This is a genomic window from Desnuesiella massiliensis, assembly GCF_001403615.1.
GTDB lineage: Bacteria > Bacillota > Clostridia > Clostridiales > Clostridiaceae > Desnuesiella > Desnuesiella massiliensis.
Genome location: NZ_LN879456.1, coordinates 1,308,009 through 1,322,625 on the forward strand (window position 1 = coordinate 1,308,009; position 14,617 = coordinate 1,322,625).

Consider the following 14,617-nt stretch of genomic DNA (forward strand, 5'->3'; position numbering starts at 1 on the left):
TTTTTACATTGCCATTTCATCATATTCCTGTTCTTTTAACCCTTCATTTTCCTCACATTCCTTACTTAATGCATCTTCATCTACTATAACTTCATTGTCTTTTTTATTAAGATCCAGTAATGAGTTTAGCTCAAATTGTCTTGATAGCTTTTCTTTTAATGCTTCTTCATAAGGAAATGGTTTTTCATATTCTATCTTTGACTGTTCTAAGTTTCTTTTATATTCCTCAATCTTTGTTTCTATATTCTCCATTTTGCTTTCAAGATTATTTAGTACATTTTCAATTCTAAGCATATTTCCATGAGCACTATCTCCAAGGTCTACGGTGTATTTTAAATTACCATGAATTAAGAGTTCATGCTTTTCATAGAAGAGATTTTTTCTAAGTTTTAACTCAAAACCTTTATAACTTCCTACATGAAGTTCCTCACCTTTAGGTATCTTCTCATAAAGACTCTGAAGCATTGTTCCTGCTTTTTCTCTTTCATCAAATAATTTACCATTTATAATTATTGAAAACTCCGTACCATCCTCCATATTTCTTTTATCAATATCCTTAATAACACATTCAAGTTGGCTGTTAGCTTCACTAATGAGTTTTGGATATTTGAAAGTGAAATTATCTTGAAGGGTATATTTTTGACTATCATAAGCAGCTTTTAAAACTCTTAGTCTTGCTACTTCATTATCAACATCCATCTTTTCTTTTATTAATGGATTTCCTGTAGCTAAAGCTTTAACTTCTGCATAGGACAGTACTGTTTCATCTACATCTTCACAGTTTCTTGCAACAGATTTGGAAGTCATTATCTGCGATATGAACTTTTGTTTTTGCTCTACAATCTGCCAAAGGTATGAATCAAAAGTATCTTTGGTAACATATCTATAAATATTTACCTCTGGGTTCATATTCCCTTGCCTTAAAATTCTTCCTTCACGCTGCTCTATATCACTTGGTCTATAAGGGCAATCTAAATGATGAAGTGCAGTTAGTCTGTCTTGAATATTAGTTCCTGTTCCTATCTTAGGAGTACTTCCTATAATTATTCTTTTATTTCCGGACCTCATATCAGAAAATATTTCTTCACGTTGTATTTCATTTTTAGCATCGTGAATAAAGCATATTTCATTTTCAGGAATTCCTTTATTTATTAGTTCTGCTTTAATTGAATCATAAACAGAAAAACGCCCATCTGAGTTAGGGGTTCCCACATCACAAAATACTATTTGAGTTCCTTTTATACTTTCTGATTTTTTATATTCTTCATAAATATTTTCAATACACTTATTAACCTTTGAATCGGGCTCATTTATTGCTTCCTTATTTATAAGCCGTGGATCAGTTCCTAAAAGCCTTGCTTCATTGGTTATCTTAAGCATATTATCTACAGAAGGATCAACCATGCCATTTCTAATTCTTTCTGCTCTTTCAACATAGTTTTCCATTTCATGTTTTATAAACTCACTTGGCTCAGAAGATACTAAAATATATTTATCATCTTTAAGTTTTGGCACTGGAAGCTTTAACATATCTGAAGTTTGAACATCTGCTATATTTTTAAATAAGGTCATTAGTTCTGGAAGGTTTTTAAACTTTGAAAACCTGCTTCTAAACCTATAGCCTGTACCTTCTGGAGCAAGTTCTAATGAAGAAACCACTTCACCAAAGCTAGCTGCCCAAGCATCAAAATGCTGAATACCTCTCCTTTCAAGTTCATGGTTTTGAAGATACCTTTGCATTACATACATTTCTGTCATAGAATTTGAAATAGGAGTTCCTGTAGCAAATATTACTCCCCTGCCTTCATTTATTTCATGGATATATTGGCATTTCATAAGCATGTCACTGGCTTTTTTAGCTCTGGTATTGGATATTCCAGCCACATTTCTCATTTTAGAAAATACTGCACAATTTTTATAATAATGTGCTTCATCTACAAACATAGTGTCAATACCAAGCTCTTCAAAGTTTATAATATCATCCTTTCTTGATTCATCAAGAAGTCTTTTAAGTTCACTCTCTAAACTCTTTTTAAATTTCTCCATCTGCTTTATAGACCAGTTTTCTCCTCGCTCTCTTTTAGTAGCTTCTATGGCATATGTCATTTGATCTATCTGGTAATTTAACATTCTTTCTTGTCTTTCCTTTGAAATTGGTATTTTCTCAAATTGCGTATGACCTATAATTATTGCATCATAAACTCCTGTAGCAATTCTGCTTACAAATCTTCTTCTGTTTTGCTTTTCAAAGTCTTTTTTAGTTGTAACTAAAATATTCGCTGAAGGATATAATCTTAAAAACTCTGCTCCCATCTGCTCTGTTAAATGATTAGGCACTACAAATATGCTTTTCTTTGAAAGACCTAATCTTTTAAGTTCCATAGCACTTGCTATCATTTCAAAGCTCTTTCCTGCACCAACACAATGAGCAAGAAGTGTACTACCACCATATAAAATTCTAGCTATAGCATTTACTTGATGCTGTCTAAGCTTAATATCTGGATTCATTCCAGGGAAGGTTAAATGGCTCCCATCATATTCTCTAAGCCTTATGTTATTAAAGTTTTCATTATAGAATTCAACATACTTCTTTCTTCTGTCAGGATCTCTAAATATCCAGTTCTTAAATTCTTCCTTAATCTGATTCTGCTTTTCTCTTGCCAGCATGGTTTCCTTTTGATTAAGTACATATCTTACAGTATCTCCATCTTCTATTCTGTCTTTTACAGTAACAGTTCTAAGGTTTAAGGCTTCTTCAATAATGTAGTAAGCATTAAGCCTTTTAGTTCCAAAGGTTTCTGTTGCTGCAACGGAATAACCATCTATACCTTTGTTTTCTATAACCCAAGATGAATTGAAATTATTATAATGAACCTTTATTTCATTGCTGCTATAACGAGAACCTGAGTTTTGAGCATACTTTGGAGTTCCTAAGGTTTCATAAATAAATTTTTCTATATCTCCTTCTTCAATCCATGTTGTTCCAAGCCTTATATCAATTTCACTAGCCTCTAAATTTACTGGCTGCACTTTTTCTAAAGCTTCTACATTTTGTGTAAAAAGCTCTGGATTAGTTTCAGCATAAAGCTTTGCTAATTTTAATTTCTGCCTTACATTTCCACTTAAATATTCATCTTGAGTTTCCCATCCTTGAAGTAAATCATCTTTGTTATATTTTTCAGGATTTAAGAATATTAAACCCTTAAGTTCATTTATAATGTTCTCTCTTGTGCTATCATAAATTTCTAACATTAGAGATAAATCTACTGTTCCTTTTTCATTTAGACTTACAGTAAGAGCTTCAATGGCTGTATCAACTTCTGTTATCTTTATCTGAGGCCTTATAGTTTGTTTAGTGAACATATCAGCTTTAGTAACATTTTTGTTTTCATGTACTACTTCAAGAGAACATAAGAGAGGATAATCATTGTCATCTCTAAAAGCTGTATTATTAGTTCTTGCTGTTATATATCCATAACTTTTAACAAAAGCATCATATCTTTTATTTAAAATTTCCTGCTTTTCTTTTAACTCTTCATGGGTACAACCATTAGTTTGAATATCTATTATTTCTCTAGTGATTTCCCTTATAGCATGAAGTCCCTTTATTCTCTCTAAAATCTTTCCTGAAGCTTCAATCTTTCTCATTACAGCATTTTCTCTATAATAAAGCTGGTTATCTATAAAGGTATAGGTATAATTTCTAACATTAGGATCAGCAGGAATAAAATCTTTCGCAGTATCTTCTTCTCTTTCAAAACTTACTATATTAGCATTTAGATTTTGAACTGCTTTAGCTAAAGCTTCACTTAAATCAAAATTTTCATCATCATTAACTAATGCTGTGTATTTACTGCCTTCACCAAACATTCTCTGGTCAAAAACCATCTTTCCAAGAAGCATTTCTGGATTATCAAGAAAATATTCATTTATAGGCACTCCATCTTCTGTTTTTGCAACATGAAGCCAATTTTCTTCTACAACCTGTAGCCTTTCTCTCTTTTGAAGAAATATAATATCCGCTGTAACATCTGTATTGGCATTTGATTTAAAGGCAGTATTAGGAAGTCTTATAGCTCCAATTAGTTCTGCTCTTTCTGCAATATACTTTCTTACACTATTGTTTTCTTTATCCATAGTACCTTTAGAAGTTATAAAAGCTATAATTCCACCTGGTCTTACTTTATCTAAAGCCTTAGCAAAAAAGTAATCGTGTATTAAAAAATTATATTTATCATATTTAGGATCATGAAGCTTATAATCTCCAAAGGGAACATTGCCTATAGCAACATCAAAGAAATTATCTGGATAGTTATTTTCTTCAAAGCCTTGTATTTTAATATCCGCCTTTTGATAAAGCTGCTTTGCTATTCTTCCTGAAATATCATCAAGTTCTACTCCATATAACTTAGAATCTTTCATGCTGTCTGGAAGCATAGAAAAGAAATTTCCAATTCCCATGGAAGGTTCTAATATATTACCTGTTTTAAATCCAAAGCTTTCAAGTGCTTTATATATTCCTTCTATTACTGTAGATGAAGTATAATGAGCATTAGGTGTAGATGCTCTTGCAGATACATATTCTTCAGGAGTAAGTAGTGCTTTTAGCTCTGTATATTCGCTATTCCATCCTGTGCTATTAATATCAAAGGCTTGAGCCATCCCTCCCCAGCCTACATATTTAGCAAGTATTTTCTGTTCCTCTGGTGTTGCTAATCTATTTTCTTCTTCAATAGCCTTTAAAGTTTTAATAGCTTCTATATTGTTTCTAAATTTAGTTTTAAGTCCTCCAACTCCAATTTCATCATCTGGACTATAGTTGTAGTTTATTTTCTCATCTTTTTCTTTTGCATTTGTTTTTCCTTTAGTTTCAGGTTTTCTATTAACTCCATTGTTATTTAGCCACCCTAAAATATTAGTTTCATAATTTTCTATGGCTTTATTTTTATAATCTTCCCAAGTTGAATTTTTACCTGTAGTTATATATTCTGTATTTACTACAGTTGATGCTTCTGTATTAATTAAAGAGTTTATTTTATTTACAGCAACATTTATCTCCAAATCATTAAAAGTAATTTCTTTTACTATTTTATCAATTACATTTTGAATTTTTTCTAACTTGCTTTCTATATTTGCTTCTTCTAATGCTAATTTACTTGTAATTAAGTTTGATATATTTTGTAAAGTCTTTGAGTAAAGGTTCTTTTCTAATGGTTCTTCAAACTCTACACTTTTATAATAATCAGCATTTAGTGCTTTTAGCTTATAAATAACCTGCTCATAGATTTTATCTTGAATATCGCCTTTATTACTAATATCTTCATTTTTAGTATCTTCTATATTTTTAGCTTCCTTATGCTTATTTTCAGGAATAAAAAAAGAGCCACTTTGTTGTGACTCAAAAATATCTATTTGCTTTATCTCATTTTGTATACTATTTCGTGAAGAACTATCTCCTCTGCTGTTTCCTTTATTCTCTTCCTGTGCTTGAAGCTCTCTATTGTATTCTCTGGATTCATTATTGGATCTGTTTTCAGCATTTGCTCCATTAATACTTCCAACCTCTGATATGCTTCCTCGTTCACCTGATGCATTTTCTCCATCAGCTCCCCTTGTGCTAAAAGTAAGCTGTATCTGCTCTGATGATTGTTCTTTAGATAATTTAATGCCATCTTCCCGTACTTCCCTAAAGGCTTCTGATCTACTTCCTTGTTCCTGGATATTTGTATCTCTGGATAAAATATTCCGTCTATATCCTTGTAACTTAAATTTAAGTTCTCTTTCATAATTTTTTTCGCTCCTTTGCTTTTTTATTATTTTTACTATTTCACTTTCAAATTCTCTAAGAATTTGCTGTGATATATTACACACAGAATTTCCAAGTCTAAAAGTTAATGGCAGCGTATTAAAATGATTTATTACTCTAAAGCTATTTTCGCTGTCAAAGTTTGAAGCTTCTATTCCACATCTTTTTGCCACCATATAATTTATACTTTCAAGAACAGTTTGAGTAAAACAACTTATAAAACCTTCTTCTGGTAAACCTTCAAGCCACGTTTCTTTAATATCCTGTTCATAGCCTTCTAAAATATTATCAAAGCTTTCATTAACCTTGATATCTGTAAGCTGTAATATCAATTCTTCAATAGAACTACAATTTAACTCATATTTTTCATTTATATTTTCTAAAAGTTTTTCACTAATAGCATCACTTAACTTCCATAACTTAGGAATGGTATGAGGTTCTCCATTAGTGTCTTTAATATCAAATAAATATGTTAATCTAAGAGTTGGCATTGAAGTATCAAAAACTGCTATGCTTCTTGTTCCTCTGTTTACATATCTTCCTATTTTTTTATTCCAAATTTCCATGGTAGCAACCATGGTAGCATCAGGTCTTTGAGCATAAATTAAAACTGCATTATCAAAGTTATACTTATAAATTCTTGCTGCAAAATCTAAGAACTCTTTCCATTCCTTTTTATTGCTTGTAACTATTCCTGTTACTTTTTCGTAGATTTCTCTTACCTCTGTTAATCTACTCATCAAGTACCTCCTTCCCCTGTGTTTCAAAATATAGTTTTAAAGCCTTATCAATAATATCTTCAATCTCTGGCTGTTTAACTTCTGGTGCAAAATATTTACTTATTAGTTTTGGCTTCAATTTTATAGATGCAGGTTTATTTGATTTTGTTTTTTTATTTAGTTCTCCTGAAAGAATTGAATAAGCTGTTTCTTCATTTAATTTACCTTTCTCTGAGTAATCCCTAAGTACTTCGGCTTTTTTCATGTCTATTTTATAATTATTTTCTGTTGTAATTTCTACAATCATATTTTGATGTTCTTCTGATAAATATGATAAATCTACACCTGCTCTTATAGATATTTCCTCTTTATCTATAAATTCTTTTATTTCATCTATTAACTTGAAGATTCTTAAATATCTTGCTATAGAATTTTTAGAAAGTTTATAAGTTTCACCTATTTCTTCGTGGGTTCTTAACTTTTTCCCCAATGGGGAAAAGGTTGCATCTTCCTTGATTTCATTGGATTTAGAAAGTCTTTCTATCTCATTTAATAAGTCATTTCTAATTCCTTGATTAGCCATAGCTTTGTGCCTTGTAAAAATGACAGCAGCTCTTTCTGAATGAAGTAAATCTGAAAATGATCTTTGCATTGTATTTGTTTCAGTAACAATTAAAGTAGCTTCATCTTCAGTAAGTCCTTCCTTAATAACTGCTGGTACTTTAAGTATTCCTGCAAGTTTTGCAGCATTTACTCTATTGTGACCAGATAGGATCTGATAGCTTGTACCTATAGGTCTTATAACTATAGGTACTATAACTCCAAACTCCTTAATACTTTCTACCATATCATTTAATCTTTCACCTTCATAAAGCTTAAAAGGGTGATTACAAAAAGGCACAAGTTTTTCTATTTCAATCTCTGCTATTCCTGAATTAGTTTCTTTTTCAGATGAGATATCTCCAAACATATCATCTAAACTCATTAATTTTTTCTCACTCATATTGCCGCCACCTCCTTAGCAAATTCTCTATATGCGATGGATACTTTATTTTTAGAATCATATTCTATGGTACTCTTACTTTTCATATTAGCCTCGCCAACTTTAACTGAAGTTGGTATCTTATTCTCAAAAATATTTATTCTACTTCCATAAGCATCTTGAATTATTGATAACACTTCTTTTGAAAGCTTCATTCTTTCTGAATACATTGTTAAAAGTATTCCATCAACCTCAATCTTAGGATTTATTCTCTTTTTAACTCTTATAATATTTCTAAGAAGTAACTCCAAGCCTTTAGCTGAAAGATATTGAGGAGTAACAGGGATAATCACACTATCACAAGCCGCAAGTGCATTTATAGTAAGCATCCCTAGTGATGGAGAACAATCAATAATTACATAGTCATAATCATCTTTTATTTCATCAACAATAGATTTTAAAACAAGTTCTCTGCTCATAACATTAACAAGTGCTATTTCAATTGCTGATAGCTCTAAGTTGCATGGAATAATATCAATATTTCCTGATGTAATAATATACTCTTCCTTCTTAGGTAAGCTTTTTTCCTCAATAGCCTGCGACATCAAATTATATATTGTTGTTTTTATACTGTCTGTATTGTCATATCCAAAGCATACTGTTAAACTGCTCTGCGGGTCGAAGTCTATAAGCAATACCTTCTTTCCCATTTCTGCTAATGCATATCCTAAGTTTAAAGTTGTTACGGTTTTAGCAACGCCCCCTTTTTGATTCACAATTGAAATCACTTTACTTTTACACATTTTTACCCTCCACCTTTATAAATTCATTTTTCCTGCTTTTCTTATTCACACTATTTAATTTAATATTACACTTATAAATGTAATTATTCAAGAAGAATCTTTTGTTTTTATCAATTATTTTTATTATTATTGAAAATTCACATTAAAAAGTGTATATTTAAATTTAAGGATGGTGAATCACATGCAATTAACTATGGGTGAAAAAATTCGTATTTTAATAAAAAGAAAAAATATTACTATATCGGAGCTTGCAAAATTAATTGGAACAACTAACCAAAATTTATCCAATAAACTCTCACGTGATAATTTCTCAGAAAAAGAGCTCCAGCAAATCGCTGAAGCTCTTGGGTGTAAATTTGAAGGATTTTTTGTTTTTGAAGATGGGAATAAAATATAAAAATTAAACAACGCTAGTGAATACTTAAATTTGACTTTTCACCAGTGTTGTTTAACATATTATTTTATCTCAGCAATATTCGGTGGTATTAAAGCATTTTTTATTCCATCAAATTCTTCCACTAGATGAACATAATTACAATCTTCCCATGCATCTGTTGAAACATGTTCTAAAACTATAAGCTGCATTTCTTTATCATTTTCAACAACATTTTTTATGAATTCATCTAGTAATAAAAAAATTCTTCTTACTTTTGTCCAATCATCTTTATCCTTAGTATTACTTTTGCTTTCCTGATAATTAAGTTTCTTTGAACTATTAAAGTATGGTCTAGTTGGTTGATCAAGAATTAAAAATGGTGCAACATATGCAATATCTTTATTCATTATCATTTCATGCAATCCCAAAAATAGACAAATATGCCTAAATAAATCTACTGAACTACTTGTGTGTCCAGCACATTCTGATGATTTGCTTTTTCTTAAATTTAATTTTTTATCTTTATAATCAAATGATGCCTTATAATCACTATAGGTTCCAAATACATCTTTTGCTGATTGAATATATGTATTTATATACTCATTCAAAGCTTCAATAGTATTCGCTCTACTTTCTTCCAATGGAATGAATGATTTCTTAGCACGTTCTAGTTCTTTAGTTTTTTCTTTTATTTTTTCTCTAGTTCCAGAAGAAATTAATGTCCCTTCTGAAAATTTGTTGATCTCTGCTTTAATCTCTCCAAATGCTATATATCTTTCTTTTTCACTTATAGGTTTAAAATCTATTTTAGGATACTTATTAATCTCCTCTTCTTTATTCTTCAATTGTTCTTCTAAATTATTTAATTTATTCTCAATATCTATTTCAAATGGCATCTTAGTCTTAATCGTTTCTTTTATCTGATAGTAATCATTTTCCAGTATGTTTAAAAATTTCTTATATTCACTATTTTCAATATTATCTATATATTTTTTTAAGTATTCTATTGGTTTTAAACTTTCCGCATCCTTTGAAAGTTTATTTTTATATTTCCGATATCGGCCTGAAAAACTTTTAAGTTTTCTGATCTTTAAAATTATTTCCTGTCGTTCTTTTAGCAATTCCTCCAGTAAATCATTCTCTGGAAATTCGACCAAATCAAGTTTATTATTTTTTACAATTAATGAAAGGTTTGCAACATCTTCATTGAAGCTATTTGTTTGAATTGGAATTAATTTAAATTCCTTTGCTTTTTTTATAAGTTCATATAATTTATCATCTTTCTTTTCCTCTTCAGCCAATTCCTCTTTTTCTTTTTTTTCAAGCTTTACAATTTCTTTTTCTAATCGCATTATCTTTTCTGCTAAAGATAAATTTTCAATTGTAGTAATACCAGTAGCTAAATCGAAAATTCTTGGTAATGCCTCTCTATACCTTTCTTTATGTTGTTTGTCAAAATAAGTTTGACTATGAGTTATAACATCTCCTGACTGTGTATTAAACATCCAAAAATAGCGAAAAGATATCTTTGTATTTTGTTTGATTATTTTCCCGTTATAAGGAAATACAACTTTGTCATTTATTCCAAACTCTCTTTCTATAGTTTCTTTAAGTTCATCCTCACCTATACTTTCGTTGGGTAAATCAGGTATAACTCCAACACCAGAAAAATAATAAGAATTCGAATAACGAGTGCCTTTTTTCTTACCTCTAGCAATTGTGTAACATTTTTCATTCATTGATAAATTTAAACCATACCAATCAACATTTTCCCCAATATGTTCATCAGGAATTCCACTTTCACTTCCAAAAAAACAATAGTCAATTATCTCCAATATAGTTGACTTGCCTGTATCGCTATTACCAGTAATAACATTAACTTTATTCTTTTGAAATAAAAGTTCTCTTTTTTCTCCATTTTTTAACCAAAGAATAATCTTATTTATACAAAACTTCATAGTTCTACTCGCAAGCTTAAATATAAATTACTTGCCTCCTCCTTATCAAGAACATTTATTAGGTTATAACTTGCATCTATAATATCTAAAGCTCTTTTGCCTAAAACTTTATTCTTAAAATCAAAACCAGCCTCTATGTATATCAATTCATTATTTATAATATCTAACATTCCCAATTCTTTAAATAGAAAAATTGCATTTATACTTAATTCCAGATCTTCTAAATATCTTTTATTAAAATTAGCAAAAGCCATATTCTTCTTAATAATTAATTCTTCTACACTCCTGATTTTTGTTCGTTTATCTTTTAAAAATTCCACTATTCCTTTATAGCTTAATATAGGATGAATTAGCAAAACTTTGCTTATTTCTACTTTTCCTTTTTGTTTAAGTGCTGCTAAAATAGCAATACCAGTAAGTAACTCATTATTATAAAATGTATCTATCTGTTTCATCTTTTATACCTTTCCTCCCAATGTTTTAACCATCCTATTTTTCTATTATTTGAAAGGTGATAAAATTCTCCATTGCTTAATTGTATATTAAAATCAATTTTATCAAATTTTAATTCTTTATCTCTTATTTCATTTATACACTGAATAGCATGATCTATATCATTTGAAGAAATAGTTTTACGATGCCACTTTTTGTGACTATTTTTCCAATATGTTGTTGCTATTTCATGGAATTTTTCTTTTTGTTGTAAAGTAATTTCTCCATTATCATACCATTCCTTAAAATTCATTTCTACTTCAAGCATAAAACCTGTGTATTCAGCCATTTCCTCAATATTTTCTTCATCAATATCCCCAATTTCAATTAACTCCTGTATAAATGGCTGCTCTTGTAATTTACTTGGTAAAGGCTTTTGGAACTCCCTTATAGGTAAATTTGTTGTTTGGTATTTTTCAAAAATAGCAATTGCTTTAGGTTGCCACTCCTCATAAGTTACAATAAATTTTTGTCCACTATTTACCTTATCAAAAAAACTTACTTTTAACTCAAAAAAAATATCACTAAAAACATCATTTATTTTCTCATCACGAATATACTTATTTGAAATACTTTCTCTAATATCATTAACAATAGTATCTGCTTGTACCTCTATTTTTATCGATGAAATAAATTCTTTTAATAAAACTCTATTCATTGATAATATATTGCTAATACATTCTTTAGAACTTTCTCCTTTGCAATTTTTAAGTAAATTCTCTAAATATACAATAAATTCTTTAAAATTTCTATTATTACCATTTGCTTTTTTCATGCTAATAATAAAAGGGTTTTTATCAATTAATTTATTGGTCGCTAGTACAAATGTTGTGTTTTTTACATAATTTTTTTGAGAATCATAACTTTTCCTTCCGTCATTTTCATCACAAATTGCAAGTATCCAATTGTTTATTGTATGTAAAAGATCATCATCAAGTTCCGTCAAGTTAATTGTTTCTCCATTTGCCTGTTTCTGTGTTGTATGTTTAAGTTGTATAAGTGTAGTTTTTCCACATGACAAATCAATATGAACATCATCTTTCACTTCATATCCTAATTGCTGGCCTTTTTTTAATTTTAATAACTCATTTATAAAATAGAAAAATTGATAGTCAGTTCCTATTATTTTTGTGTCCGCTGAAGTTAAATCATATCTTTTTCTCTCTGTATTCATGAAATCATCACTCACTCTTTATTGATAAACTCTAATCATTGCTAATTTGGATATATTTACAATAATTATAACATTAATAGTCATAATATAACAATAATTACGGTAAAATACTTATATGATTTACAAACAGACTTTCCAATACATTTATAAAAATATTTATAAAGAAAAAACTATGAAGTTATAATTAAAAATATTTCTACTTCATAGTTTTCTTATCACATACTTACTTTTTATAATTACATATCTACTTTCACCATATCAAATCCCCACTCTTACTCTAACACCCTGAATAACTTCTTTATTTCTAAAATCATCACCATTTGTGTTAAAGTTATAAAAGCTTGCAAAGTGAGTAAATTCAATGATTATAAGGAATCCTTGCGACGTATTCCTACTACGCACTCCACATGCGGCGTATTCGGGAACATATCCATCAACACCGTCTTTTCAATGTCATATCCATGATATGTTAGATATTTCAAATCATTCACCAAGGTCTTTGGATTGCAGGATACGTAGATTATATCCTTGGCATCAAATTTAACCACATATTCTAATGCCTTAGGATGCACTCCTGTTCTTGGTGGGTCTAGTATTATTATATCTGGCTTTTGTTTCACTTCTTGAATCACCTTAGCTACATCTCCAGCTATGAAGCTGCAGTTATTTAGACCGTTTAACTTAGCGTTTTCGTTAGCTGCTGCTACAGCTTCTTCTATTAGTTCAACACCTATAACTTCTTTAGCTTTAGAGGCTGCAATTTGACCTATGGTTCCTGTGCCACAGTATAGGTCAAAAACTGTTTTATTATCAGCATCACCCATGAAGTTTCTTACCAAGCTATAAAGCTTTTCCGCTCCCCTTGAGTTGGTTTGAAAAAAGGAGAAAGGAGAAATCTTGAATTTCAATCCTAATAGCTCTTCTGTTATATAATCCTGTCCGTAAAGCACTTCTACCTTTTCAGGTACTACTGCATCGGATAGAGAATCATTAAAGGTATGTATGATGGATTTTAGCTTACCTTTATATTCTATTCCTTTTATAAGCTCGCAAAACTCTTCTAGATTAAAATCTATTTGAGAGGTGGTTACTAAGTTCACCATTATCTCAGCGATATTTTTAGTCTTTCTTATTACAAGATGTCTTAAATAGCCTTGGTGGCTCATAATTCTATAGTAAGGTAACTTTTTATCATTAAAATATTCTATAACCTCTTTTAATATTTTTCTATAATCTTCATCTATTAACATGCAGTTATCTACGGTTATTATTCCGAAAGGACTTCCTTTTAGGTGCATTCCTAGGGTTAGATCCCCACCCTTTTCTAAATCCCCAAAGGTAAACTCCATTTTATTTCTATATTCATACCGCTCTTCGCTATGCTCAATACCTAAAAAATCTCCTGTAGGTAGCTCTGCTTCTTCAAAAAGCTTTAATACCTGTTCCTTCTTTAGCTCTAGCTGCTTTTCATAAGGTAAATTTTGACTTTGACATCCGCCGCAATATTTAAAATGAACACAGGGAGCCTCTATTTCATAAGGAGCTTTTTCTAAAACTTCTGTTATTTTAGCTTCTGCATATTCTTTTCTTTTTTTAGATATTCTCCCTAAAACCTTTTGTCCTGGAAAAGCAGCTTTTACATATACCTTTAAGCCATCTGCTTCCGCTATACCATAACCACCGAATTCAGTGCTTATAATATCTAATTCACATAATTGTCCTTTTTTCATCAGTGTTCTCCTTTATCTAAAGGCTTTCTGCCTGAAAACTTAATTTATCCATCCATAATCACAGCTTTAAGTGATTATGGATGGATAAGTTAATAGTTCAGCTGAAACCCTATAATATGAAAAATAATATTATTTCATTCTTACAGTAATAATATCTGAGGCTTTCTTTCCAATAGTATTGCCAAATTTTGTGCTTTCTATTATTGGAGGATATATAATTGAAAGTAAAACATAAGCTACTAAATACATTCCTAATTTGTCACTAACACGGAATCCTAAAAGTCCTATTATGCCATCAAATATGTATAATAAAATAAGAGATAACGCTCCTACAAAGATTTGATCAATTAAAGTGGATTGGAATCTTTGAAGGAATGAAGGCTTTTCTCCTTTTCTGCTTTCACTTGCTTCTTCCGTAGCTAGATTTTCTTGTGAAGCTAAATCTTCTTCTACTGAATCTACTGCTTCTTCCAAAACTTCTTCTTGTGCACCCTTATCTAAATTATTTTTTTCTTCCATACTTATGCCTCCTAAAAAATTAATATACGACTTTAAATATACTACATATGGGTTACAT

At 30.0% G+C, this 14,617-nt stretch carries 9 protein-coding genes; 1 reads left to right on the forward strand and 8 read right to left on the reverse strand.

The annotated features are described in order from the left end of the window. Positions 1-3: 3 nt before the first annotated feature. From BN2665_RS17145 to BN2665_RS17155, 3 genes are read right to left on the reverse strand one after another with little or no spacing between them, the layout of a single operon-like run. Positions 4-6,546 carry a helicase-related protein gene (locus tag BN2665_RS17145; RefSeq protein WP_055668292.1) on the reverse strand — a complete coding sequence of 2,181 codons (6,543 nt, stop codon included), beginning with the start codon at positions 6,544-6,546 and terminating at the stop codon, positions 4-6. Then, positions 6,539-7,528 (reverse strand): ParB N-terminal domain-containing protein, encoded by a 990-nt coding sequence (locus BN2665_RS17150; protein WP_055668293.1) that lies wholly within the window; start codon positions 7,526-7,528, stop codon positions 6,539-6,541. Before BN2665_RS17150 ends, BN2665_RS17145 begins: the two co-directional genes overlap by 8 nt. After that, a complete protein-coding gene (locus BN2665_RS17155) occupies positions 7,525-8,310 on the reverse strand; it encodes a ParA family protein (protein ID WP_055668294.1) in 786 nt (261 codons plus the stop codon). The genes BN2665_RS17150 and BN2665_RS17155 overlap by 4 nt, the downstream gene beginning before the upstream one ends. A gap of 181 nt (positions 8,311-8,491) precedes the next feature. On the opposite strand from BN2665_RS17155, the gene BN2665_RS17160 reads away from it, so the two are divergent. After that, on the forward strand, positions 8,492-8,707 hold the full coding sequence (locus tag BN2665_RS17160) for a helix-turn-helix transcriptional regulator (protein WP_055668295.1): 216 nt from the start codon (positions 8,492-8,494) through the stop codon (positions 8,705-8,707). A gap of 59 nt (positions 8,708-8,766) precedes the next feature. Here the strand turns inward: BN2665_RS17160 and BN2665_RS17165 are convergent, their stop codons facing one another. From BN2665_RS17165 to BN2665_RS17185, 5 genes are all read right to left on the reverse strand, one after another. Beyond that, a complete protein-coding gene (locus BN2665_RS17165) occupies positions 8,767-10,644 on the reverse strand; it encodes a DUF3732 domain-containing protein (protein ID WP_055668296.1) in 1,878 nt (625 codons plus the stop codon). Further along, positions 10,641-11,099 (reverse strand): hypothetical protein, encoded by a 459-nt coding sequence (locus tag BN2665_RS17170; protein WP_055668297.1) that lies wholly within the window; start codon positions 11,097-11,099, stop codon positions 10,641-10,643. The genes BN2665_RS17165 and BN2665_RS17170 overlap by 4 nt, the downstream gene beginning before the upstream one ends. Beyond that, a complete protein-coding gene (locus BN2665_RS17175; RefSeq protein WP_055668298.1) occupies positions 11,096-12,310 on the reverse strand; it encodes a hypothetical protein in 1,215 nt (404 codons plus the stop codon). Before BN2665_RS17175 ends, BN2665_RS17170 begins: the two co-directional genes overlap by 4 nt. Positions 12,311-12,675: 365 nt before the next feature. Continuing rightward, positions 12,676-14,040: a 23S rRNA (uracil(1939)-C(5))-methyltransferase RlmD gene (gene rlmD, locus BN2665_RS17180; RefSeq protein ID WP_055668299.1), complete on the reverse strand. Its 1,365-nt coding sequence runs from the start codon at positions 14,038-14,040 to the stop codon at positions 12,676-12,678. A gap of 129 nt (positions 14,041-14,169) precedes the next feature. Then, positions 14,170-14,559: an RDD family protein gene (locus BN2665_RS17185; RefSeq protein ID WP_055668300.1), complete on the reverse strand. Its 390-nt coding sequence runs from the start codon at positions 14,557-14,559 to the stop codon at positions 14,170-14,172. Positions 14,560-14,617: the final 58 nt, after the last annotated feature.